Origin of the sequence: Banduia mediterranea (assembly GCF_031846245.1) — a bacterium.
GTDB lineage: Bacteria > Pseudomonadota > Gammaproteobacteria > Nevskiales > Nevskiaceae > Banduia > Banduia mediterranea.
In genome coordinates this window covers 24,436-48,836 of the sequence record NZ_JAVRIC010000019.1, presented here as the reverse complement: position 1 = coordinate 48,836, position 24,401 = coordinate 24,436, and the positions used below count along the sequence as shown (strand labels likewise).

Genomic DNA, 24,401 nt, shown 5'->3' with positions numbered 1-24,401 from the left:
AGATCGCTCGCCCGGGCACCTTACATTTTCTGACGCTTGAGCCATCGCCTTCGGGCACCGGCTCGTTCTCGCTATGCACGATGGCGCCGTGAGGACGTAGCGGTTCTGTCGTGACGCAAAAGGGGCGGCCGTCAGGCCGCCCCTTTTGTCGAGGACAATCCAACGCGGATCAGGCCTCGTCGATGCTCATGCCGACGATGTTGAAGCCGGCGTCGACATACAGGATCTCGCCGGTGATGCCGCTGGCGAGGTCCGAGCTGAGAAAGGCGGCGGTGTTGCCGACTTCCTCGACGGTCACGTTGCGCCGCAACGGCGCCGTGCGCTCGCTACGCTGGAGCATGGTACGGAATCCGCTGATTCCCGCAGCTGCCAGGGTCTTGATCGGCCCTGCCGAAATGCCGTTGACGCGTATGCCTTCCGGTCCGAGTTCGTCGGCCATGTAGCGCACGCAGGCCTCCAGGCTGGCCTTGGCCGGACCCATCACGTTGTAGCGCGGCATCGCGCGTTCGGCGCCGAGATAGGTCATCGTCATCATCGAAGCCTGCCGGCCCTGCATCAGCGGGCGCGCCGCCTTGCCCAGTGCAGCGAAGCTATAGGCCGATATTTCGTGGGCCATGTTGTAGCCCTCACGGGTTACGCTTTCGATGAATCCGCCGGCCAGCAATTCCCGTGGAGCGAAGCCGATGGAGTGGACGACGATGTCGATGCAGCCCCATTTCTCCTGAATGGCCTTGAACGCCGAATCGATCTCGCCGTCGCTGGTGACGTCCAGCGGCAGTACCAGGTCCGAGCCGGTGGCATGCGCGTGGTCTTCAACACGACTTTTGATCTTGTCGCCCTGGTAGGTATAGGCGAGCTCAGCACCCTCACGCGCGAATGCATGAGCAATGCCGCTGGCGATCGAACGTTCGCTGGCGACGCCGGTTATCAAGGCTTTCTTGCCGCTAAGGAATCCCATGCGCTCTCCCGATGCTGTGGCCCTGTGAAGGGCCGGTCAATTTCCCGTCCCGATCACCCCGCCGGAGGGCGGGGTAATCACAAATACTATAGCGGTTGGAACGTGATCGGATAGTCGATGGTGATCTCGTCGACGTTCTTCGCGCCGAAATCGAACAGCATGATGCGGGCCACGATCTTGCGCTCGAGTTCCGGGTCATTGAGTTCGCTCGAAACCACCGTGCAGTTGCTGACACGCCCGTTCGGAGCGATCGTCAGCTTGACGTTGACGACACCGCGCAGACCCGCGTTGCCACGCAACGCGCGGTTGTAGAGCGTATACAGCGAACCCTTGTTGCGGTCGAACACCAGTTGGATTTCCTCGAGCGTGCGCCCGGGGGTGCGGGCATCCCCGCTCTGGCCGATACGCGTCGGATCTGGGCCCAAGCCGGCGGGACGCTCCACGGTGGTGGTGCGGCGCTCGCCGATGCCGGTTCCGCCCTGCTGCCGCCGAACCTGGCCGCTGCCGATGCCGCCGGACCCGGAGCTGGCGGACTGGGCGATGGTGTTGCCTGAGCCGCCACCGCCAATGCCGCCGGTGACGACCTCGGTCTGCAGACTGCGGTTGGCGTCCATTCCCGGCAAGGTGCTGTCTCGCAGATCCTTGAGTTGATCGGAGAAGGCGAGTACACCGCTTCTCTGCGCGGTCTCGCGTGCCTGTTGCTGCTGCTCCGCGGCCGTGGGTTGTTGCACCTCCGGCGGCGCTTCCTGTTCCACCGGCGTTTCTGGCGTCGGCGCGGGCTCTTCAGGCGCAGGTTCCTCGGCTTGCTCTTCCTCGGTCGGTGCGGGCTCCTCGACCTGTTCGGCGATCGGTGCCGGTTCTTCCTGGATCAGCTCGGCATAGCGGGCTTCTCCCGCCTGTCCACCGCCACGTTCGAGGCCAGCCAGTTTGAGAAACGGTACGACCAGGCCGATGACCAGAAACGGGATAGCCAGGATCATCACCCAGCGGCGGAACGAGCGATCCGATTGCTCGGAATAGCCCCAGAACAGGTCGTTCAACGCGTAGACGCTCACGGTGCGGTCTTCCCTTTGTCGGAGGGCCGATGGATCACCGCCAGGGAGATGCTGGCGAACTGCGCGTCGGTACAGGTCGACATCACTTTCTTGAGCAGGGCATAGGGCGCGTCCTTGTCGGCCATGACGTTGATTTCTCCGCGCGTCATGCGCCGTTGCGGATCGCCCTCAATGGGAACCAGTCGAATTTCCTCGAAAATCGCGGACTTCAGCGGCGCCAGAATGGACGTGGTGGCCTTGGTGGCCGCTTCGGTACTCATGACATCGCGTACGTTGTTACCGAACTGGATGACGATGCGGTCACGCGCGATCATCAGCACGGGCACTTCTTCGGCACGCTCCTCGGCGATCGATTCCGGCAGGGTCATCGCCTTGGGGTTGGGGAGAGTCTCTACCGCCGCGGAGTTGACCAGCAGGAAGAACACCAGAATCGTGAAGATGTCCATCAGTGACACGATGTTCAGCGTCGCCTGCGCCCGCGATTTCTTGGTACGCCGTGTCAGCCGCCGGCTTTTGGCACTGCTGCCGAAGCCTGCGCTCATGAAGCACCTCCCTCGGGCACGGCTTCGGCCGGGGCGTCACCGATCGAAATCAAGGGAAACATCTCGCCACTCTCATCGGGTTTGACGCGAACGGCGTCCATGACCTGGATCAAGGCGTCGTAGGCTACATCGGGTTCCAGCAACAGCGTGATCTTCTGCTCGCTGGGCAGGCGCTGCTTGATGCTCAGCAGCAATTCCGCGAGCGCGTCCAGATCGTAGTCACCACCGGTCTTCGGGAATGCCTTGATCGGGCCGCTGGCGTCGAGCACGGTCAGGTTGCCGCCGCGGATGACCACGGTCAGCGAGCGCGGCGGGGGCTCTTCATCCGATGCTGCGGAACTCGGATCGGGCAGGTTCAGTTCCAGAACCGCGAGCTGCGAGAAAACGGCCGTGATCAACAGAAACGGCACCAGCGCCACCATGAGGTTCATGAAGGCGGTGATCTGCAGCTCGGCGGGCTCGGTCCGCCGCGAGCGGTGCAGGCGCTTGATCATCCCGTTGTCGTCAGGCTGTTGATGAACTTGACGGTGGCCATCTCCAGACTGTCAAGCAACTCGTTGGTCCTGGTGGTGAGCCAGGTATGCAGGAACAGCAGCGGAATGGCGACCATCAGGCCGAACGCCGTGGTGTTCATGGCCACCGAGATCGACGCTGACAGCGCGTCCGCCTTTTCGGCAGGGTTGACGTTGGAGACCGCAGTAAACCCCTGGATCAAGCCGATGATCGTGCCGAGCAGACCCAGCAACGTCGCGATGTTGGCGAACGTGGCGAGGTAGTGCGTGCGCTTTTCGAGCAGTGGCGTGACTTCCATCAGCGATTCTTCCATCGCACTTTCGACGTCCTGCCGCGAGCCACGGTTCTGCGCACGGGAGAGGCCGAACGACAGCACATGGCCGATCGCCGTATCCGATTCGGCGGTGACTTTTTCGGCTGCGGCGAAGTCGCGCTGGCTCATCAGCGGCTGCAGCTTCGCCCACAATCGGCGATTCTCGGCATGTGAACGCTGCAGGAATAGCCAGCGTTCAATCGCAATCGCCAAGCCGAGCACCATGATTATGGCGATGGGGTACATGAAAGCGCCGCCCGTCTTGAAGAAGGTCAGCACCGTTCCAAAAAAATCCATACCGCGCTCCTCGTGAGAGTTTGTGTTGCCTGGGGGTTTCTGGGGTACGTCAGTCGTGTCTACGGCGTTGCGGCCTTGTCGGCCTTGACCTTGCGGTGTTCGGCTAGCGCGGCGCTGTATTCGATATAGCGAGAGAACACGTCCTTATCGACGGGCAGCATGGCTTCGTCGAGCAGTTTCGCCGGCCGGTCGATCTCGGCCTCGGGCGTGGAGTCGCGCCAGGGCGTGATAAAAAGTCCGATCGGTGTCTCGCGTTCACCGAGAATGGTTGTTCCATAACCTTCCTGGCCTGCCGAAGCAGGCTTCGTGCTGGACTGTCCTGATGTCTGAACCGCTGGCTGTTCATCCTGAGCCCGGGCGATGCCACCCGAGGCCGCGATCAGGAGACCAGCAATCAGGAATGATACGGTCTTGCTCACTGTTCTGTCTCCAGGCTCGGCATTGCCGGTACTGCTTGCGCGTTGCCGCCAGTGGTCGTCGCAGCTTCGATCTCGGCGACCCAGACATCAACCTGCAGGGCGTCGCCGCCCATGGCCGACTGGTAGGCGCGGTATTGCGTGATGGCGGCCTGCGGCCGTCCCAGATTGCGTTCGTACAACATGCCCAGGTTGAGGTGGGCGGCGGCATATCCGGGGTCAACGGTCAAAGCCTGCAGCCAGCTCTGTTCGGCACGTTCGAAGTTGCCGGACTCGACGTACTGAATCGCCAGCAGATTCAATGCCACCTTGTTCTCGGGGTTCAGCTGTATCGCCTGTGACAGCGCACCGATCGCGGCCTCGCGCTGCTCGCGCCCGGCGTAAAGAATGCCAAGGTTGGTATACGGCCCGGAAAAGCCGGGGAAGTCCTGCGTCAGGCTGCGGAACGCTTCGATGGCCTCGTCGGTCTTGCCGATGCGCATGAGTTTGACCGCGGCTTCGGATCGCCCTTCCGGATCTTCCTTTTCGGGTTCCGGCTCCGGCTCGGCTTCTTCGGGGGCTGGTTCTTCGGCCGCCGGCTGCGATGATGGCGTCGGACGCACCGTTCCGGTGCCTCCGCAGGCCGCCAGCAGCGCCGCCAGCGCGGCGACCAGCAGCAGTTTGGGTTCAGCGCAGCGCATCGTAATACTCCTCGGCCTTCATGCGCTTGGCGTATTGTCCGGGCGCGATGTCCACCAGGGCGTCGTAGCTTTTCTTGACGGACGTGTCATAGACACCATTTCGAATCCGTTTGAGGTTGGTTTCATACCACTCGATCGATTTTTCCTCGAAGGGGTAGGCCTGTTCTTCGAGCAGCAGGTCGTACTGTTCCAGGGCCAGATCGTCGAGATTGCGCGGCCGTTCGGATTCCATCAGCGCGCGCGCAAAGGCGCGATACAGGTCGCCCAGTTCCAGCGTCGCCGCCGTGGTGACTTCGGCGAAGCCGTAGTCCGCAGCGGCCGACAGGATGTCGATCGAGGACTGCATGGCTTCGCGTTTCGGTGGCAGGCTCTGTTCGATCGGCAGGTTCAGGCGCAGCGCACGGGCGCGCCGTGCTTCCATGCGGCCCAGTTCCAGGCTGGCGCGCGCGGCGGCGAGTCGGGTGGCATCGCTGCGCGCGGCACCGGCCTGCGCATCGGCGGCGACGACCTGCCCCAGCCAGTAGCGATACTGACCGGTGTTGCCCTGCGCCTTGTAGATCTCAGTGAGACGTTGTCTTGCCGCGAAAGCGGAGTCGATGGGTTGCGGATACGCCCGGACGTAGCTTTCGTAGGCGCCGGCTGCGTCGCCTGGACGATTGGCCTCGTCATAGAGCTGCGCCGACTTCCACGCCGCCTCGCGACGTATGTCCTGCGATTCGGTGTCGCGGTTCGCGATGCGCTGATAGGCGATGGCGGCCTGCACCGGCTGCGTATCGCGCTCGTAGCTCACGGCCAGTTTCTTGTCGACGTCGGCCGCGAATTCATGCTGGGGGAAACGCGAGCGGAAGCTTTCGAGCACCGTGGCGGCGCCGGCCCAGTCTTCCAGTTCGATCAGTGACGCGGCTGCGTCGTAGTCCGCATTGGCGCGGATGCTGGCGTTTGGCGTGATCTTGCCGACGCGCAGGAACTGTTCGGTCGCTGCGCGCTGGTCGCCGGCGGCGCGAGCGGCTTCGGCCTGTTTGTAGATCGAGGCGGCGAGCTGTTCGGTGACACGCTCATGTTCCTCGGCTTCCTGGACCGGCACCATCCGCAACAGCGCCGCGTAGGCGGCCTCGGAAGCTGGATAGTCCTCCTGGGTGAATTCCGCGTCGGCGCTGACCGCGAGCGCGGTGCGGCGCAGCGGGACGGGTGCGGCAGGCTGCGCGGTGAGCACTTGCTGTGCCACCGTCACGGACTCATCGAAAGCCTTGATTTCGAACAGGTCTTCGGTCGCACGAGTCAGTACCGGCAGGGCTTGCGGATGCTGCGGATGTGCGGCGGCGAAACGCTTGCCGGAATCGATCGCCAAGCGCAGCGCTTGCGGGCGCTCCTCGGCCGGCACCTTGGCCGCGTATTGCTGGTAGGCCAGTACGGCGGCGTAGGCCGCTTCCGCCGACCGCGGATGCGGTGGGTAGTCGTAGGCGGTCCGCGTGTACTGCTGCGCCGCTTCAAGTGTCTTGCCGCCCGCGTACAGCGTCTCACCGAGCAGGAAGTTGCTTTCCGGCGCCGCCGGATCGTTCGGGAACACGTCGAGCAGGCGTCGGTACCAGGACGCGGCGGTCAGGAAATCGCCGCTGCGCGTCTCAGGATCGGCCGATGCCTGGGAATGGTAATACTTCGCCAGATCGTCGAAGTGCTGCCGCAATGCGGTCATGACCTCGTCCGGAACAGGCCGCCCCTTCCAGTACGGGGCGCGCGGATCGTAGGTGTTGGCGTAACGTTCCTTCTCGCGGATGATCAGCTCGGCGAATCCGCCCTGGCGATAGGCATCGATCACGCTGGCCTGGAATTCGGGCGCCAGCAGATCATTGCTGTGCCGCTGCACAAATGCCGCATACGCTTCGCCGGCGTCGTTGTAGCGTTCCTGTTCGAGCAGCTGGTCACCCAGGCTGCGGTACAGCAGCGGGTAGTAGGCCGGTTCTTCGTGGCTATCCAGATAACCATTCATGGCCGGTCCGCCGCCCATGGCCGCGAACGACAGGCTGGTGACACGCAGCACGTCCTTCACCAGCGCGCGCTTGCCGCCCGCGGTGGCATCCACAGCGGCCTGTGGATCGCTGCTTGGATCCGGCGGCAGGTCACGGTCGAGAATCGTGAACAGTACGGCGACGGCGGCCTCGTAGTCGGACTGCTTGTACAGCGACCAGGCCAGTTTGTACTCGGCGGCTTCGTAGAACGGCGTTGCATCACCCAAGGCCATGACGGCGCGATACTCGGTCGCTGCTTCGCTGAGGCGATTGCTGGCAAACAGCAGTTCACCCCGACGGAAATGGCTGTCCGACGCGTATGACGAGTCTGGATACTCGGCCTGCAGGCGCGCCAGCGTATCGATCGACAGCTCGGTTTCGCCAAGACTCTGGTAGGCGCGCGCCAGTTGATAGAGCACGCGGTCGTTGGCCTTGCCGTCGCGATTGCTCTTCAACAGATCCTGATAGATTCCGATCGAGTTCTTCAGTGCTGCGTCATCGGTGCCCGGTTCCACGTCCTCGACCTCGATCTGCAGGTCGGCCACGCGCCGCAGGGCCTCCGCCCGCGTTTCATTGTCGGGCTGCAACTTCATGATCTCGCGATAGTTTTCCAGCGCGAGCTGCGGGTTTGCCTCAATTTTCGTCGATTGTTCGACGGTCAGTTCTTCCGGAGCTGGCTGCTTGCGATCCAGAGCTTCGCGAATACTCGGGCTGGAGTTCTCGATGGTGGAGGCGCAACCGGCCGACAGCACCGCGACCGTCGCGATCCAATGCCTCGGTTTCATTCCTCGCCCTCCGCCGCGGAATCTTCCGCCTGAATCTTGTGATCGTAGATGCGCGCCATCGAGAAGCGTGCTTCGAGCAGGTATTTCTCCAGCTGTTGCTTCTGAGCTTCCAGTTCCTTGACACCGAGGTCGCGCAACCATGCGGCCTGGGCGGTGCCGATATCGGACAGCAGCGGGCGCAGGCGGTCGATGTCCGGCACCGTGACGGCGAGCTTCTCACTGGGGCCATCGAAGGCAGGCGGGGCGTCGGCGAGCGACAGCTCAACCGGCGCTTTGGCCGGAGCCGAATCAGCGCCTTCAACTTCGCTGACGGTTCCAAGGTGATCGCTGCTGCGCAGTCGGATTCCGGGCAAGTCCTGCGGCAGCCAGTCACGGCTGCGCCGTGCCGCGATCAGCAGGTCTGCGGGAACCGGCGGTACGGCCCGTGCGCCACTTTCGATGCGTTGCAGGCGATCCTCCCAGGTATCGAGGCGGCGCGCGAGAAAGCGCAGATCGCGGTAGTTCTTAAGCGCTTCCTGGAATCGATGCTCGGATAGCAGCGAGGTCAACCAATAGGTCTCTGGAAGGTCGGGCAGGTCACGCAGGCGCCAATCCCAGCCGGATTCGGCGTCCACGTCGCGTCGCACGATGGTTTCGATCATTGCCAGTTTGTTGAGCGACTCTATGCCTTCATCGATACGCGAGCGGCCTTCTTCGAGCGTTTTTATCGCGATCAGGTAGCGGTCCAGCGCCTGTTCGTGTGCACCGAGGCGCTCCAGCGCATAGGGAATCGCCAGCATGCCTTCCTGCACGGCCGGGTCCATGCGGTCACGCTTGACCAGTTCAACCCACGGCACCAAGGCGCGCAGCAGCGCTTCTTCGGCTTCCTTGGCGACTTTTCCGCGCGCGAACGGGCGCAGCGCGGAGCGCTTGAAGAGATCGTCTTCCAAGTATCCGGGACGTATCAACACGCCCAGCGATGAAAAGGCATTTAAGCTGCGCTCGACATCGTCCTCGTCACCGATCGCGGCGCGATTCTGCAGATCTCCACGCGGCGCGAGTTGCGACCAGCCGAGGCCGAGCAGAGCGCGATTCGAGAACGGGCCCTCGACCTGGACACGGTTGAATGCCGGAATCGCGCTGCCGCCGAGCTCGTTGCGCAGGAAGCTGTAACCGAGCGCCAGATTGGCGCGATCGCGTAACGCCAGGTCCTTTACGGTTTTCGGACGCATGCGGCCGACGCGGTCGAGCAGGTTGCGGCCCTGGGCGACCCGGCCGTCGTTGACCATGGCGACGCCCAGGTTGTACTCCATGAACGGCGTGTGTTCGTCGATATTGTCGAGTTCGGTCAGCACTTCGACCGCTTCGTTGTAGCGGCCCTGTTCCATCAGCACCCGTGACAACAGATCCTGCCACTCGATGAGCAGAGCCTGCGGCAGAGTTTCGCGCAGGCGCATCAGGTCGCGTGTGGCTTCCGGCAGGTAACCGCGCTCGTACTCGAATTCGGCGATGCGCAGCCGTGCCCTTCCCAGGGTTTCCGGCGCGGACTGGGTCATCTGTGCGAGGCGATCGTAGACCGCTTCGGCCTGCGGCTTAAGGCCGAACGACAGATAACACTCGGCCAGCAGCCAGAAGTAGTCTTGGGAAAAGCTGTCGTCGGAGCCCGCTTCGTCGGCGATGTTGAGCAGTTCGGTGAGCGCGGTGAAGTAGCGGCCCTCGGTTTCATAGAACTGCGCCGCCTTGAGGCGGGGGTCTCCCACGGAGCCGAGTCGGTAGTCGACACGTGCGTTGTCGAGCTTCCATTGTTGTGAGGCGTCGTCTGAATCGATCAGCGTGGAGGGTGCTTGCAGACGCTGCACCGAATCCATCTGCAGGCTTTGTCCGAGCCCGGCCAATGGCAGCACGATGTCGAGCGAGGCCAGCTGTTTGTTGAAGCTGGTCTCGAGCGAACCGTGGATCGGCGGGTCGCCGGGTTTGGCGGTGATGTAGTGACCGGTGAACTCCGCATGCAGGCGGTGCGGGCCCTGGGTGACGTTGGTGCGCGCCAGGCGGTGCCAGCCACCGTCAGTAAAGGCGGTGGACTGGCGTTCAGTGTAGGCAAACGTGAACGGCGTGCCGCCATCGATGCTGACCAACATGTCCGTCAGCAGAAAGCCCCGAACATCGATGTTGACGTAGATGTCCGTGCGGCTGAACGCCGGATAGAGCAGAGCCTGCTCCTGGGCGTTGAGCGCGCGATTGAGCTGCAATACCTCGTTCTTGAGCGTGCCGACCTGCTGGTCGAGCTTGAGCGCTTCCGGGTCGATCGGAGTCGGCGCGCCGGCATTGGCGGCGAACGGTAGTGCGACCAGGGCCGCCACCCACAGCGAAGTCTTCAGGCGTTTGTATGGATTCATGGAGTTATCAGTCCGAGCGCGCCGACTGTAGCAAAACAAGCTGACAGATTACTTGCGCGTTCGCTGCGCTCCAGCCCGGGTTCATGCATCCGGGGAACGCTCGCTGTTGCTGTCGCCGTCTTGCGGCAGCCAGATCACCAGCTTTCGGCCGATACGCAGGACTCCGCTGCGCGACAGGTCGTTCCATGACTCCAATTCCTTTTGGCTGACCCCGAATCGTTGCGCAAGGACAGACAGGCTGTCACCTGCCTGCACCACGTACTCCGCCTTTTGCCGACGGGAGGTGGTGGTGGATGCGACCAGCGGCGGTTTCAAGGTGCTTGCCGGCCTGCCGCCTTTCGGGATCATCAGGGTATGGCCGGCCTTGATCAGCGTGCCGCTGAGGCGATTGGTGCGTTGTATCGCCCCGACGCTCGAGCCGTAGCGTTGCGCGATGGATGAAAGATTGTCGCCGCTGGCGACGGTGTGGCGAGCGTAGCGGACGAACTCGGACTGGTCGGCGCTTGCGAGACGCAGCTTGAATTTCTCGATGTTTCTGATCGGCATCAGCAGCCGGTGCGGCCCGTCCGGATCAGTCACCGAATAACGCAGGCCAGGATTGATCGCGAACAGGGTCGACAAGGGCACACCGCTCCAGTCCGATGCGACCTGCAGGTCGATCTGGCCGGGTAGTTGGACGATGTCTGTGACCGGTGTGTCCTTGATCTCCGGCAGGCGCATGTCGTCGCCACACACGGCCAGCGCCAGTCCCAGCAGGCGCGGCACGTGGCCCCGAGTTTCTTCCGGAAGCGGCATTTTCCAGAAATTGCGGGGAAGCCCGGCGGCCCTCTGCTTGCGCTGTTCGGCGATCAGTCGGTTCTCGCCGACGTTATAGGCCGCCAGCGCCAGCAGCCAGTTGTCGAACAGGTCATGCAGGTTTGCCAGGTAGTCGAGCGCCGCATCGGTGGATGCGAGCGCGTCTCGCCGGCCGTCATACCAATCGGTTTCACGCAGGCCGTGATTACGGGCGGTCACGCCGACGAACTGCCACAGCCCCTCGGCGCCACCGGGCGAGCGGGCGCTGGGGTTGTAGTTGCTCTCGATCACGGGCAGCAGGGCGATTTCCATCGGAAATCCGCGCTCGTCGATCGCGCGCACGATATGCCATAGCCAGGGTTCGCTCGGCGCAAGCAGCGATCGAACGCGACGCGGGTGCGAGCTGTAGTAGCCGCGCCACTTCTGGACCTGTGGCTGGGCCTCGCCGTGCAGCGACATGCCTTCGCACACACGCGGCCAGATCTGTTCGGCGGCCTGGCCGGGCAGCGCCGTCAGCAACAGCAGCAACGCCACGGCAAGACGCCGCGCCGCGAGTGTCAATCCGATCATCTGGAGGTCTGCGCTTTGTAGTTATCCTTCCAGTTGCGCAGGGTAGCAAACACCGTTGCCGGCGCGTCCGATTCGGCGCCTTGGGCTCTTGCCGCGGCGATCACGGCAGGCTCGCCGACGCGCAGGAACGGATTGATTCGATGCTCGCGCCCAATGGTCGAGGGCAGGCTCGGCAGGCCGCGCTGACGCGCCGCATGAACGTTGTCTTCGGCTTCGCGTAGCACCGCACTGTCCGGTTCCACGGCTTTGGCGAATGCCAGATTGGCGGCAGTGTATTCATGCGCGCAGTACAGCTGCGTCTCGTCCGGCAGCTCGGACAGGCGGCTCAGCGAGTGGTGCATCTGCTCCGGCGTGCCTTCGAACAGCCGCCCGCAGCCGGCCGAGAACAGCGTGTCACCGCACAGCAGGTAACCCTCGCTGTAATAGGCAATATGCCCCAGCGTATGCCCGGGAACTTCGATCACGCGCCAGCTCCGGCCGAGCAGCTCCACAAGATCGCCATCGGCGACCGGGCGGGTCAGCAATTCGATGCGCTGAGCCTCACTGGCGGGCCCGACCACCGGAATCGCCGCGTCGCGCTGCAATTCGGCGATGCCCCCGATATGATCTGGATGCCAATGCGTCACCAGAATACCGGCGAGCCCCAGATTGCGGTCGCTCAGGAATTTGCAAACCGGTGCGGCCTCGCCGGGATCGACGATCCAGGCATAACGCTCACCGACCAGTGCCCAGATGTAGTTGTCACTGAAGGCCGGTATCGGTTCGATCGAGTTCATGGAAGAGGGCCATGCAAGAAGAAGCGCTCATGTGACTACAGCGTGGCGTCGGAACGCAAGCCACCGCATCCAGGCTGCCCCCTCAGCGATTGAGCCGGCGAACGTAGTTGGCCGAACCCGAACTGAAACTTAATGGCGGTTCGTGCGGCGGTTCGTGCGCGGCGGCTGGGCGAGCCCCGGCCGGGCGCGTATGATTTTGCGACGCCCCGATTTTCCGAACCCAGCCATGGCGCCCCTGCGTCACCCACGCAAAGCCGCACCTCCCGATCGCTACACCCACATGCTGTGGACGCGCTCGCCGCGCGGCCGGCGCACCCTGGCGCTTGAGGAAGCTGAACTGCGCCGGGTTCTGCCGGAGTTCTTCGGCCGCTACTGCGTGCAGGTCGGCAGTTGGGGGCAGGGCGGTGAGTTGATGGCGGGCGCGGCGACCCTGCATCGACTGGTGCTCGGTACCGTGCGCGATTCCGGTAACCACGCGCAGATCGAAACCGACCGCGTGCCGCTGCTGAGCAAGAGCGTCGACACCATGATTCTTGCGCACGCCCTGGAATTCGCGCATTCACCACACCATCTGCTGCGCGAGGTCGACCGTGTGCTGACCGACCGCGGTGCCCTGATGATTCTCGGATTCAATCCCTGGAGTCTGTGGGGGCTGCGCAATCGCCTGGGGCCGCGCTACCGCGCCTTTCCGGACAGCGCGCGATTCATCGCCGCGGGCCGCCTGTGCGACTGGCTGGAGCTGCTGGATTTCGAGGTCACCGAACTGCGCCGGTTCGGGCCGGGTTCCTCATGGTGGCGGCCGCGCGCGGTCAATTGGTTGTCGACGCTGGCTGACAACTATGTAGTGGTGGCACGCAAGCGCGTGCTGCCGATGACGATGATCGGCAAGCCGGTGCGCGCCAAGGTCGCCCCGATCCTGGGTGGCATCGCCGTTCCGGATGCCCGTTCGAGCGCGCACGACGCATGAAGGAGGTCATCATCTATACCGACGGCGCCTGCCGTGGCAATCCCGGGCCCGGTGGCTGGGGCGTGTGGTTGCGGCATAACGGGCATGAGAAGCGCCTGTGTGGCGGCGAGACCCTGACCACCAACAATCGCATGGAGCTGATGGCCGCGATCAGCGCGCTGGAAGCCTTGCGTCAGCCCTGTTCCGTATCGCTGCACACCGATTCGAACTATGTCATGCAGGGCTTGCAGGAATGGTTGCCGAATTGGAAGCGCCGCAACTGGAAAACCGCGAGCAACAAGCCGGTGAAGAACCAGGATCTGTGGCAGCGTCTGGACGCGGCGGCTGCTCGGCATCGCGTGCAATGGCACTGGGTCAGGGGCCACAGCGGCGATGTCGGCAATGAGGAGGCCGATCGTCTCGCCAATCAGGGAATCGACGAACTGATCTCAGGTGTCGCCGTCCCGTGAATGCCCCGAGACAGATCGTGCTCGACACCGAGACCACCGGTCTCGATGTCGCGCAGGACCACCGCATTATCGAAATCGGCTGCGTCGAGGTCCGCAATCGTCGCGTCATTGGCGAGAAGCACTGGTACCTGAACCCGGACCGCGACAGCGATCCCGGCGCATTCCAGGTGCATGGCCTGACACGCGAATTCCTGTCGACAAAGCAGCGCTTTCCCGAGATCGTCGGCGAACTTACGGAATATCTGCGGGGAGCGGAGTTTCTGATTCACAACGCTTCGTTCGACGCGACGTTTCTCGACCACGAATTCCGGCGCGCCGGATTGTCGACCACGCTGGCGTCTCTGGGCGCGATCACCGACACCCTGATGATGGCGCGGCAGAAGCATCCCGGACAGAAGAACGGCCTGGATGCCCTGTGCAAGCGTTACGAGGTCGACAACTCGCACCGCGAACTGCATGGCGCGCTACTGGACGCACGCCTGCTCGCCGACGTCTATCTGGGGATGACCGGCGGCCAGGAGACCTTGCTGCTGGCTAGTGACGAATCAAAAGACCATGGCCTGACGCCGGAGCTGCGCGCCTTGTTCGCCAGGGCCGAGGGTTTGCCGTTGACGCTGCGTCCGGCCGACGAGATCGAGATCGAAGCCCACCTCGCACGGCTCGCCGCGATCGAGAAGAAGTCCGGCAAGCGCCTCTGGCCGGAATCCGCTTAACGTGAATCACGCGCCGCGTGATGCCGAGCTACCCTCCTCGCCCGCTTGCGGGAGAGCAGGGGGGCGCCGATCTTGGCGCTGGCCGATTCGAGTCCGGAGGCTTCGTCATTTTTCGAGCGGTGGGGTGAGCGCGAACGATCATTCTGCCGCCGTGTGGCCCTTCGGGCGTAGAGGCTCGCGGCCGCCTCGGCGTGCATGCGTGCGGCGGTAGTCACCGGGCCGCACGCCGGTCCATTGGCGGAACGCGCGATGAAACGCACTGGGTTCGGCAAATCCGACGGCGGTCGCCACCTGGGCCAGGGTGTCCTGGCTGTCGATCAGCCGCGATACCGCCACTTCGCGCCGCAGACTGTCCTTGATCTCGCGGTAGCTGGTGCCCTCGCGCTCCAGACGACGACGCAGCGTGGAGGCAGTGAGATGCATGTCCGTGGCCAGATGTTCGAATACCGGCCAGCGCTCTATCGGTGTGTGCCGCAGGTGCCGGCGTATGCGCACCGCACAACCGGTGCTGTCCTTGTATTTGAGAATGATGTTGCCGGGGGCCTGCGCCAGAAAGGCAAGAATGCTGTCTTCGTTCTGCACGATCGGCACGTCGAGTTGTCCGGCGTCGAAGCTCAGTGCCGTCTGCGGGGCCGAGAACGCCAGCTCGCCGCAGTACATCAACTGGTATTCGTCCCACCACGACGGACGTGGGTAAGCGAAGCTGGCCTGTTCGATCGGGATGCGCCGCCCGATCGCCCAGCACAGCAGTCCCTGCAGCATGATCAACAGGGTTTCCTGGGCGAATATCGGGTCCGGCAGTCCGGCATCCGCTCGCGTTTGCACGCACAGACTGGCAGTGCCGCCGACGATGTTCAGTCGTGCCTGGGCGTCATCGAGCAGCAGATTGACGAACGTGGTCGCGCGTCTAGCGGCTTCGCGCAGGTTGCCGGCCTGGATCGTGTAACGGCTCATGGTGGCGAAACTGCCACGTTTCATGCGCCGTGAGTCGAGCGCGAAGAATTCATCGTCGAGCAGCGCGGAAATCAGCAGCCAGAGCCGGCTGAACTGCGCGGCCGGTACGCGATGCCGGTCATCGTCCAGGCGTGAAACGTCGATGCCGGATCGAGTCAGCACCGAGTTTGCGGGCCGCCCACGGCGCTCCAGCGCGGCCACCGCCTTGCGTACGAAATTGATCGAGACGCTGCCACGTTCCATACCGCTGGGCCCGCCCTCAGAAAAATGGATTCAGTACCGATTATTGCAAATTAACTCACACCTTGCGGCGGAATCGGGCATGGCCGGGAGCGGCTCGTTGTCTCTAAAATCGGGCTGTCAAGCTGCGTCCAGAGAATTGCCCCGATGAACGATCTGTCGAAACCGCCCGAAATCATCCGCTACCAGGCCCAGCAGAAAATACGTCTGGTCACCGCCACCGCGCTGTTCGACGGGCACGATGCCTCGATCAACATCATGCGGCGCATCTTCCAGGCCAGCGGAGCGGAGGTCATCCATCTCGGGCATAACCGCTCGGTCGGCGAGATCGTCGCCGCGGCCCTGCAGGAAGACGCGCAGGGTATCGCCATCACCTCCTACCAGGGCGGTCATGTCGAGTTCTTCAAGTACATGGTGGACCTGCTGCGCGCCAACGGCGGCGAGCACATCAAGGTGATCGGCGGCGGTGGCGGCGTGATCGTTCCGGCCGAAATCAAGGAGCTGCACGACTACGGCGTGACCCGCATCTATTCCCCGCACGACGGCGCCTCGCTGGGGCTGCAGGGCATGATCAACGACGTGCTGGCCAACTGCGACTTCGACGCGGCCGCATTCGCGCCCGACGAAGGCGAGGCCATCGAGGCCCTGCGCTCCGGAGACCGCCGCGCGCTGGCACGCACCCTCAGCGCCATCGAGAACGGCCGCTACAGCGCCGCGACGCGCGAGGCGATTCAGGCCGCGGCCAAGCAGATCGACACGCCGACCCTGGGCATCACCGGTACCGGTGGCGCCGGCAAGTCCTCGCTGACCGACGAACTGGTGCTGCGCATGCGTCTGGACCAGGACGACAAACTCAAGATCGCGATCGTGTCGATCGACCCGTCGCGCAAGCGCACTGGCGGTGCGCTGCTGGGCGACCGCATCCGCATGAACGCGATCGACACCGAAAACGTCTACATGCGCTCGCTGGCGACGCGCGACACCGGCTCGGAGCTGTCCGAGGCGCTGCCGCACGTGATCGCCGCCTGCAAGTTGTCGGGCTTCGATCTGATCGTGGTCGAGACCTCCGGCATCGGCCAGGGCGACGCCGCGATCGTGCCGTACGTGGACCTGTCGCTGTACGTGATGACGCCGGAATTCGGCGCCGCCTCGCAGTTGGAGAAGATCGACATGCTCGACTTCGCCGACTTCGTGGCGATCAACAAGTTCGATCGCAAGGGCGCCGCCGACGCGCTGCGCGACGTGCGCAAGCAATACCAGCGCAACCGCGAGCTGTTCATGCAGGCGCCGGACACGATGCCGGTGTTCGGCACCATGGCCTCGCGCTTCAACGACGACGGCCTGACCGCGCTGTATCAGGCGATCATGGCACGGCTGCGTGAGCGCGGCCTGGAAACCTCGCCGGGCAAACTGCCGCTGATCGAGGGCAAGGCCTCGTCCGACAATCGCGCGATCATTCCGGCGGACCGCACGCGCTATCTCGCGGAAGTCGCCAACACCGTGCGTGACTATCACAAGCTGGTCGGCCAGCAGGCGCGCGTGGCGCGCGAGCGCCAGTCGCTGCGCACCGCCAAGGCCTTGCTGGAGGCCGCCGGCCAGCCGGTGAGCGGCCTGGACGAACTGATCTCCGACAAGGACGGCGAGCTGCTGCCGGCCGCGACCAAGCTGCTCGGGCAATGGCCGCAGACCGTGGAGCACTACGCCAGGGACGAGTTCGTGGTGAAGGTGCGTGACAAGGAGATCCGCACCCAACTCGCGAGCCAGTCCCTGTCCGGCTCGCGCATTCCCAAGGTCTCGTTGCCGCGCTTCGAGGACGACGGAGAGACCCTGCGCTTCCTGATGAAGGAAAACCTGCCGGGCGAGTTTCCGTATACCGGCGGCGTGTTCGCGTTCAAGCGCGAGGGCGAGGACCCGACGCGCATGTTCGCCGGCGAAGGCGACGCGATCCGCACCAACAAGCGCTTCAAGCATCTCTCCGAAGGCATGCCGGCGCACCGGCTGTCGACCGCCTTCGACTCGGTCACACTGTACGGCTGGGACCCGGGCGAACGGCCGGACATCTACGGCAAGGTCGGCAATTCCGGCGTCTCGATCTGCACCCTGGAGGACATGAAGATCCTCTACTCGGGCTTCGACCTGTGCGCGCCGACGACCTCGGTGTCGATGACCATCAACGGCCCGGCACCGATGATCCTGGCGCTGTTCATGAACACTGCGATCGACCAGCAGGTCGACCAGTTCAAGGCCCGCGAGAACCGCGAGCCCAGCGCCGAGGAGTATCAGTCGCTGCGCACGCTGGCCTTGTCCACGGTGCGTGGCACGGTGCAGGCTGACATTCTGAAAGAGGATCAGGGCCAGAACACCTGCATCTTCAGCACCGAATTCGCGTTGAAGATGATGGGTGACATCCAGGAGTTCTTCGTCAGCAACAAGGTCCGCAATTTCTATTCGGTGTCGATTTCCGGCTACCACATCGCCGAGGCCGGGGCCAACCCGATCAGCCAGCTCGCGTTCACGCTCGCCAACGGCTTCACCTACGTGGAGTCCTATCTGGCGCGCGGCATGAACATCGACGATTTCGCGCCCAATCTGTCGTTCTTCTTCAGCAACGGCATGGACCCGGAATACTCGGTGATCGGTCGCGTGGCGCGCCGCATCTGGGCGGTGGCGATGCGCGACAAGTACGGCGCCAACGAGCGTTCGCAAAAGCTCAAGTACCACGTGCAGACCTCGGGCCGTTCGCTGCATGCCCAGGAAATGTCGTTCAACGACATCCGCACCACCTTGCAGGCGCTATGCGCGATTTATGACAACTGCAACAGCCTGCATACCAACGCCTACGACGAGGCCATCACCACGCCCACCGAGGAATCGGTGCGCCGCGCGATGGCGATCCAGCTGATCATCAACCGCGAATGGGGCCTGGCCAGGAACGAAAATCCGATCCAGGGCAGTTTCATCATCGACGAACTGACCGACCTCGTCGAGGAGGCCGTGCTCCAGGAATTCGAGGCCATCGCCAATCGCGGCGGTGTGCTCGGCGCCATGGAAACCGGTTATCAGCGCGGCAAGATTCAGGAGGAATCGCTGTTCTACGAGCACAAGAAGCACGACGGTTCGCTGCCGATCATCGGCGTCAACACCTTCCGTAACCCGAATGACGACGGTGTCATGGAAGAAATCGAGCTGGCGCGTTCCAGCGATGCCGAGAAGCAGAGTCAGCTCCAGCGTTTGAACGACTTCCAGGCGCGCAATGCCGATCGCAGCGGGCCCTTGCTGGACCGGTTGCGTCAGTGCGTGATCGAGGACGGCAACACCTTCGAGGTGCTGATGGACGCGGTGCGTGTGTGTTCGCTCGGCCAGATCACCCAGGCCCTGTTCGAAGTCGGCGGGCGTTATCGTCGTAATATGTAGTCGGTATATGTAGGTCGGTGCGCCCGCCGCTCGCGATTCGGCTCGCAGCGCAGGTCGGCCCGTCCCGTTCAATTCAACAACCAGGTTCGAGTCATGTCCCAAAGAGAAGTCTTCATCGTCGGTGCCGCCCGCACCGCCGTCGGTTCCTTCGGCGGTAGCCTCAAGGACGTGCCGCTGAGCACGCTCGCGACCACCGCCGTCAGCGCCGCGATCGAACGCGCCGGACTCGCCGCCGATTCGGTCGAACATCTGGTCATGGGCAATGTCATCCCGACCGAGCCACGTGACGCCTATCTCAGCCGTGTTGCGGCGATCAAAGCGGGCATGCCCAAGGAGGCGCCGGCCTTCAATGTCAACCGTCTTTGCGGTTCGGGCCTGCAGGCCATCGTCTCGGCGGCGCAGAACATTCTGCTTGGCGATTGCGACATCGCCATCGGTGCCGGCGCCGAGGCCATGAGCCGCGGCGCCTACCTGATGCCGGGCGCCCGCTGGGGCGCGCGCATGGGCGATTCGGTGGTGCAGGACTACATGCTCGGCATCCTCCACGATCCGTTCCAGGGCATGCACATGGGCGTGACCGCCGAGAACGTGGCCGAGCGCTACGGCATCACCCGCGAGATGATGGATGCACTCGCCGTGGAGAGCCAGACGCGCGCCGCGCGTGCCATCGAGGAAGGCCGCTTCAAGAGCCAGATCGTTCCGGTCGAAATCAAGACCCGCAAGGGCACCGTGGTGTTCGAGGTCGACGAGAACGTCCGTGCTGGCGTCACCGCCGAGCAGCTCGCCAAGATGAAGCCGGTATTCAAGAAGGACGGGCAGGTCACCGCCGGCAATGCCTCCGGCATCAACGATGGCGCCGCTGCCGTGGTCCTGGTCGAAGGCAAGCGCGCCGAAAAGCTCGGCCTCAAGCCGCTGGCGCGGCTGGTGGCCTACGCCCACGCCGGTGTAGACCCGGCCTACATGGGCATCGGCCCGGTGCCGGCCACGCGCCGCGTGATGGAGCGCGCCGGCCTCAGCGTCGAGCAGATGGACGTGATCGAATCCAACGAGGCCTTCGCCGCCCAGGCCTGCGCCGTGGCCAAGGAACTGAACTTCGACCCGGCCAAGGTCAACCCCAACGGTTCCGGCGTGTCACTGGGCCATCCGGTCGGCGCCACCGGCGCGATCATCTCCACCAAGGCGATCCACGAGCTGCACCGCAGCGGCGGCCGCTACGCGCTGGCGACGATGTGCATCGGCGGCGGCCAGGGTATCGCCGCGATCTTCGAGCGCGTCTGAGGAGCCGCCCATGTCGCTGGAAAAAATTGCCGTGATCGGTGCCGGCCTGATGGGCAACGGCATCGCCCAGGTCGCCGCCATGTCCGGACTCGAAGTGGCGATGGTGGACATCAACGACGCCGCCGTGGACAAGGGCGTCGCCACCATCAGCTCCAGCCTCGTCCGGCTGATCAAGAAGGAAAAGATCAGCGAAGCCGAGCAGGCCGCGATTCTCGGGCGCATTCAGGGCACGACCGACTATGCCGCCGTGGCCGAGGCGCAACTGGTGATCGAGGCCGCCACCGAGAATCTCGACATCAAACTGCGCATCCTCAAGCAACTCGACGGCATCGTCTCCGCCAACACGGTGCTGGCGACCAACACGTCGTCGATCTCCATCACCCAGCTCGCCGCCACGATCTCGCATCCCGAGCGCTACATTGGCATGCACTTCTTCAATCCGGTGCCGGTGATGGCGCTGCTGGAAATCATCCGCGGCCTGCAGACCAGCGACGCCACGCACGCCACCGCCATGGCGTTTGCGGAGAAGCTCGGCAAGACGCCGATCACCGTGCGCAACAGCGCCGGATTCGCCGTCAACCGGATTCTCTGCCCGATGATCAACGAGGCGATCTTCACACTGGCCGAAGGCGTCGCCACCGCGCAGGATATCGACGAGGGCATGAAGCTCGGCTGCAATCACCCGATCGGGCCGCTGGCGCTGGCCGATCTGGTCGGCCTGGATACCCTGCTGTCGGTGATGGAAGTGTTCCAGGAAGACTTCGGCGATCCGAAGTACCGGCCGGCGCCGCTGCTGCGGGAGATGGTCGCCGCCGGCTACCATGGGCGCAAGAGCGGTCGCGGCTTCTACGACTATGGCGTCTGAGCGATGAGCGAATATCAAGCCCCCCTGCAGGACATGCGCTTCGCGCTGCAATCCCTGATCGACCTCGAACAGCTCGCGGCCCTGCCGGGTTTCGAGGACGCCACACCGGACCTGATCGACGCGGTGCTCGACGAAGCCGCCAAGTTTGCGGCCAACGAGCTGTCGCCGATCAACCGCAGCGGCGACCTGCAGGGCCTGAGCTGGACCGAAGGCGAGGTCGCCACCGCCGATGGCTGGAAGGGCGCCTACAGCCAGTTCGTCGAAGGCGGCTGGAATTCGCTGTCCTGCGCCGCCGAGCACGGCGGGCAGAATCTGCCGCGCCTGGTGTCTGCGCTGACCGAGGAAATGTGGAACGGCGCCAACATCTCCTTCGCGCTGTGCCCGATGCTGACGCGCGGCGCGATCGAGGCGATCGAACTGCGCGGTAGCGACGCCCTCAAGGCGACCTACCTGCCCAAGCTGGTCAGCGGCGAGTGGACCGGCACCATGAACCTCACCGAGCCGCAGGCCGGCTCGGACCTGTCGGCGGTGCGCACGCGCGCCGAGCCGCAGGCCGACGGCAGCTACCAGCTGGACGGCCAGAAGATCTTCATCACCTACGGCGAACATGATCTCGCCGACAACATCATTCACCTGGTCCTGGCGCGCACGCCGGATGCGCCCGAGGGCGTCAAGGGCATCTCGCTGTTCGTGGTGCCCAAGTTCATGGTCAAGGAGGACGGCTCGCCCGGCGAGCGCAACGACGTGCGCTGCGTCTCCATCGAGCACAAGCTCGGCATTCATGCCAGCCCCACCTGCGTGATCGCCTTCGGCGGCAACGGCGGCGCCACCGGCTATCTGGTCGGCGAGGAAAACCGCGGCCTCGAATACATGTTCATCATGATGAACGCCGCGCGCTACAGCGTCGGCATCGAGGGCATCGGCCTGTCCGAGCGCGCCTACCAGCGTGCCGTGAGCTATGCGCGCGAACGCGTGCAGGGCGTCGAGGCCGGCGTGCGTGGCGGCGGCAAGGTGCCGATCATCCGTCATCCGGACGTGCGCCGCATGCTGATGCTGATGCGCTCGCAGACCGAGGCGATGCGCGCGCTGGCCTGCGTCGTCGCCAGCGCCATGGACATTGCGCGCCTGCATCCGGAAGCAGACAGGCGCGCGCAGCAACAGGCTTTCGTCGACCTGATGATTCCGGTGGTCAAGGGCTGGTGCACCGAGAACTCCATCGACATCACCTCGCTCGGCGTGCAGGTTCACGGCGGCATGGGTTACATCGAGGAAACTGGCGCCGCCCAGCATTTTCGCGATTCACGCATCACCACTATTTACGAAGGCACCACCGGCATTCAGGCCAACGACCTGATCGGCCGCAAGATCGCGCGCGACGGCGGCGCTACCGCCGCCACGGTGCTGGTGCAGATGAGCGAAGTCGCGAGCAGCGCCAGCGGTGCCTCGGATGAATCGCTCAAGCTCATCGGCCAGTCATTGGCGGAGGCTGTCAGTGCGCTGAGCGCGTCCGTCGACTACGTGGTGGCGAACTTCAAGCAAGACATGCGCAGCACCTCGGTGGGCGCGGTGCCACTGCTCAAGCTGTTCGGTGTCGTCGCCGGCGGCTGGCTGATGGCTCGCGAGGCCCTGGCGGCGCAGGCCGGTCTCAGCGCCGCGTCCGGCACCGAAGCGACGTTCCTGCAGAACAAGCTGGTGACCGCCCGCTTCTACGCCGAGCATGTGCTGACCCAGGCCGACGGCCTGGCCCGCACCATCCGCTGCGGCGCCGCCAGCGCGCTGGCCTTGGCGGACGACGCGTTCTGATCGGAGACGAAGGCGCTCTCCCGGAGGGAGCTCCCCGCTTCACGCGGCGTTTGCCACCTGTTCGGCTACGCTGTTGGGTAGTTGCGCATCCACGAACAAGGTCACCGGGTAAAGGTAATCCTCACCGGATTCGTCGACGACGCGGACCTGGCCCTGCTTGGCGGCGGCCGGGTCCGGCAGCACCTCATACAGTTTTCGCGGCTCCAGCGAGACTTCGTAGCCGGAGTTCCGGATGCTCCGGCCCGGCGGCACAGGCCGAGCCGATGATCGAGCTGCCGAGCAGCGGGCATACAGGCTGGTGTTGAAGCGAGGACGCGAGCCCATGAGAGTCCTCAGATCCGAGCGAATGATGCCCCTGGCCGGACCCAGAATGCGGCAAGGGTTTTAAGCTCGCATGATGGGCACTAGCCGTTGGCCGCTTTGATGGAGGCAGTGGCGCGCGCCGGCGCCGGCTTCAGATGCTTCTTGCGGATGTAGATCTGCTTTTCGACCACGGCCACGCGTTCGCGGTGACTGTCGCAGATGTCGATGTGGTGCACCGGCAGATACTTGGTTCCATCACGAGCGCTCTGACGGGCCAGATCGATGTCCTCGCCGCTGAGGCGGAACTGCGCGTGCACGATGCCGGTGCCGGGCCGCTTGAATTCGATCTTGGCGCCGTAGTCCCAGATGTTGTAGCGCGGGCCCAGGTTGGCGATGTACATCAGCGCATAAAATGGATCGGTCATTGCGTAGAGACTGCCGCCGAAGTGCGTCCCCATGGCATTGCGGTTGAGCTTTCCGAGACGCAACTCGACATCGATCTCGCGGAAATTGTCGCTGACGCGAGTGACGCGGATGCCGGCTCCCACATAGGGCGGATACAGCGACATGACACGCCGGAACAGGGTCGGGTTGCTCAGGATGACATCACCAATTTGCACTGCGCACAGCCTATTTGATAAGCGGGGCACAAGGCTAAGCGCTTTGCTGTAGAGCGGCAATCGGATCGTGCAGCGGCTGACCGTTCCCTGGACTGCCGGCTAGGGCCGGTGCGCGGCGCGTTGTTGCTCCTGCAGCCCATGTGCCTGGGTCAGGGCTCGGTCCTCGGGTGTATCGTCCGCATGGTTCACGGGCTCGGCAGGCAGGAATCCTCCGACCACATACTCCGTGACCTTCTGGCTGAGGCTGCGGTCGTCGCCCAAGCCGTTTTCCGTGGCCAGCGCGGGCAGAGATTCCTGCATCTCTCTAAGTTTGCGGTCCGACTCGGTAAAGGCGTCCTTGCGGCGGTAGACAGTCAAGGGTTCGAGTTCGACCGGAGCTTCATCGCCACTGTTGGCCTGTGTTGCGGTGTCGTCGGGCGCTGCGTAGGCCCGGAGCGCACAGCACAGCAGCATCAAAGACGTCGCGTGGCGTGGAGACACGATCAGGGCGCTTCGGCTGGCGGTCGACCAGGGGATGATTGCCGCCGTTGAGCCCTTTGGCAAGTGGCAGAGCCCGAACTGGCAATGCGATAGTTCTGTAGGACTTTTCAGGCAAGGCGTGTCGGCAATTGTCGCGACGCGTTCGACGCGGCGTGCGACGGTGCCAAAAATGCCTATAACGCCAATAACGAATCTATCTGGTTCTAGCCATGCGCAGCTGATGGCTCGGCAACC

The 24,401-nt window shown here is 64.0% G+C and carries 22 protein-coding genes; 7 read left to right on the top strand and 15 right to left on the bottom strand.

Annotation, left to right across the window (positions count from 1 at the left end):
- Positions 1 to 169: 169 nt before the first annotated feature.
- From RM530_RS12960 to gloB, 11 genes are all read right to left on the bottom strand, one after another.
- Complete coding sequence (locus RM530_RS12960) at positions 170 to 958, bottom strand: enoyl-ACP reductase FabI (protein WP_311365661.1); 789 nt, start codon at positions 956 to 958, stop codon at positions 170 to 172.
- A gap of 86 nt (positions 959 to 1,044) precedes the next feature.
- Complete coding sequence (locus RM530_RS12955; RefSeq protein ID WP_311365659.1) at positions 1,045 to 2,013, bottom strand: AgmX/PglI C-terminal domain-containing protein; 969 nt, start codon at positions 2,011 to 2,013, stop codon at positions 1,045 to 1,047.
- Positions 2,010 to 2,555 carry an ExbD/TolR family protein gene (locus RM530_RS12950; protein WP_311365658.1) on the bottom strand — a complete coding sequence of 182 codons (546 nt, stop codon included), beginning with the start codon at positions 2,553 to 2,555 and terminating at the stop codon, positions 2,010 to 2,012. The genes RM530_RS12955 and RM530_RS12950 overlap by 4 nt, the downstream gene beginning before the upstream one ends.
- Complete coding sequence (locus RM530_RS12945; protein WP_311365657.1) at positions 2,552 to 3,049, bottom strand: ExbD/TolR family protein; 498 nt, start codon at positions 3,047 to 3,049, stop codon at positions 2,552 to 2,554. The genes RM530_RS12950 and RM530_RS12945 overlap by 4 nt, the downstream gene beginning before the upstream one ends.
- Positions 3,046 to 3,678, bottom strand: a complete 633-nt coding sequence (locus RM530_RS12940; protein WP_311365655.1) for a MotA/TolQ/ExbB proton channel family protein — start codon at positions 3,676 to 3,678, stop codon at positions 3,046 to 3,048. Before RM530_RS12940 ends, RM530_RS12945 begins: the two co-directional genes overlap by 4 nt.
- Positions 3,679 to 3,737: 59 nt before the next feature.
- The gene (locus RM530_RS12935) at positions 3,738 to 4,097 is read right to left on the bottom strand and encodes a hypothetical protein (protein ID WP_311365652.1); all 360 of its coding nucleotides are present in this window, start codon (positions 4,095 to 4,097) and stop codon (positions 3,738 to 3,740) included.
- The gene (locus tag RM530_RS12930) at positions 4,094 to 4,774 is read right to left on the bottom strand and encodes a tetratricopeptide repeat protein (protein WP_311365650.1); all 681 of its coding nucleotides are present in this window, start codon (positions 4,772 to 4,774) and stop codon (positions 4,094 to 4,096) included. The genes RM530_RS12935 and RM530_RS12930 overlap by 4 nt, the downstream gene beginning before the upstream one ends.
- Entirely contained in the window at positions 4,761 to 7,565 is a 2,805-nt protein-coding gene (locus RM530_RS12925) for a tetratricopeptide repeat protein (RefSeq protein ID WP_311365648.1), read from the bottom strand. Before RM530_RS12925 ends, RM530_RS12930 begins: the two co-directional genes overlap by 14 nt.
- Positions 7,562 to 9,940: a tetratricopeptide repeat protein gene (locus RM530_RS12920; protein ID WP_311365646.1), complete on the bottom strand. Its 2,379-nt coding sequence runs from the start codon at positions 9,938 to 9,940 to the stop codon at positions 7,562 to 7,564. Before RM530_RS12920 ends, RM530_RS12925 begins: the two co-directional genes overlap by 4 nt.
- Before the next feature lie 81 nt (positions 9,941 to 10,021).
- On the bottom strand, positions 10,022 to 11,305 hold the full coding sequence (locus RM530_RS12915) for a LysM peptidoglycan-binding domain-containing protein (RefSeq protein WP_311365645.1): 1,284 nt from the start codon (positions 11,303 to 11,305) through the stop codon (positions 10,022 to 10,024).
- The gene (gene gloB / locus RM530_RS12910; RefSeq protein WP_311365644.1) at positions 11,302 to 12,081 is read right to left on the bottom strand and encodes a hydroxyacylglutathione hydrolase; all 780 of its coding nucleotides are present in this window, start codon (positions 12,079 to 12,081) and stop codon (positions 11,302 to 11,304) included. Before gloB ends, RM530_RS12915 begins: the two co-directional genes overlap by 4 nt.
- A gap of 226 nt (positions 12,082 to 12,307) precedes the next feature.
- Between gloB and RM530_RS12905 the strand changes: the two genes are divergently transcribed.
- The 3 genes from RM530_RS12905 to dnaQ are packed head-to-tail and all read left to right on the top strand — an operon-like array spanning position 12,308 to position 14,210.
- Positions 12,308 to 13,048: a methyltransferase domain-containing protein gene (locus tag RM530_RS12905; RefSeq protein WP_311365643.1), complete on the top strand. Its 741-nt coding sequence runs from the start codon at positions 12,308 to 12,310 to the stop codon at positions 13,046 to 13,048.
- A complete protein-coding gene (gene rnhA / locus RM530_RS12900; RefSeq protein WP_311365641.1) occupies positions 13,045 to 13,497 on the top strand; it encodes a ribonuclease HI in 453 nt (150 codons plus the stop codon). The genes RM530_RS12905 and rnhA overlap by 4 nt, the downstream gene beginning before the upstream one ends.
- A complete protein-coding gene (dnaQ, locus tag RM530_RS12895) occupies positions 13,494 to 14,210 on the top strand; it encodes a DNA polymerase III subunit epsilon (RefSeq protein ID WP_311365638.1) in 717 nt (238 codons plus the stop codon). The genes rnhA and dnaQ overlap by 4 nt, the downstream gene beginning before the upstream one ends.
- Positions 14,211 to 14,348: 138 nt before the next feature.
- On the opposite strand, the gene RM530_RS12890 is transcribed toward dnaQ, so the two are convergent.
- Positions 14,349 to 15,407 (bottom strand): AraC family transcriptional regulator, encoded by a 1,059-nt coding sequence (locus RM530_RS12890; protein WP_311365636.1) that lies wholly within the window; start codon positions 15,405 to 15,407, stop codon positions 14,349 to 14,351.
- 144 nt (positions 15,408 to 15,551) lie between these two features.
- Here RM530_RS12890 and icmF point away from each other — a divergent pair, with 144 nt between their 5' ends.
- The 4 genes from icmF to RM530_RS12870 all read left to right on the top strand — a co-directional run bounded on the left by icmF (position 15,552) and on the right by RM530_RS12870 (position 22,764).
- Positions 15,552 to 18,818, top strand: coding sequence for a fused isobutyryl-CoA mutase/GTPase IcmF (gene icmF, locus RM530_RS12885; protein WP_311365634.1), 3,267 nt, complete (start codon positions 15,552 to 15,554; stop codon positions 18,816 to 18,818).
- A gap of 93 nt (positions 18,819 to 18,911) precedes the next feature.
- On the top strand, positions 18,912 to 20,096 hold the full coding sequence (locus RM530_RS12880) for an acetyl-CoA C-acyltransferase family protein (RefSeq protein WP_311365632.1): 1,185 nt from the start codon (positions 18,912 to 18,914) through the stop codon (positions 20,094 to 20,096).
- Between the two features lie 10 nt (positions 20,097 to 20,106).
- The gene (locus RM530_RS12875; RefSeq protein ID WP_311365631.1) at positions 20,107 to 20,961 is read left to right on the top strand and encodes a 3-hydroxybutyryl-CoA dehydrogenase; all 855 of its coding nucleotides are present in this window, start codon (positions 20,107 to 20,109) and stop codon (positions 20,959 to 20,961) included.
- Between the two features lie 3 nt (positions 20,962 to 20,964).
- Positions 20,965 to 22,764, top strand: coding sequence for an acyl-CoA dehydrogenase (locus RM530_RS12870; protein WP_311365630.1), 1,800 nt, complete (start codon positions 20,965 to 20,967; stop codon positions 22,762 to 22,764).
- 39 nt (positions 22,765 to 22,803) lie between these two features.
- Here the strand turns inward: RM530_RS12870 and RM530_RS12865 are convergent, their stop codons facing one another.
- From RM530_RS12865 to RM530_RS12855, 3 genes are all read right to left on the bottom strand, one after another.
- Positions 22,804 to 23,088 carry a hypothetical protein gene (locus RM530_RS12865; protein WP_311365628.1) on the bottom strand — a complete coding sequence of 95 codons (285 nt, stop codon included), beginning with the start codon at positions 23,086 to 23,088 and terminating at the stop codon, positions 22,804 to 22,806.
- 80 nt (positions 23,089 to 23,168) lie between these two features.
- Positions 23,169 to 23,687 (bottom strand): DUF4442 domain-containing protein, encoded by a 519-nt coding sequence (locus tag RM530_RS12860; RefSeq protein WP_311365626.1) that lies wholly within the window; start codon positions 23,685 to 23,687, stop codon positions 23,169 to 23,171.
- Positions 23,688 to 23,786: 99 nt separating this feature from the next.
- Complete coding sequence (locus RM530_RS12855; protein ID WP_311365624.1) at positions 23,787 to 24,167, bottom strand: hypothetical protein; 381 nt, start codon at positions 24,165 to 24,167, stop codon at positions 23,787 to 23,789.
- Positions 24,168 to 24,401: the final 234 nt, after the last annotated feature.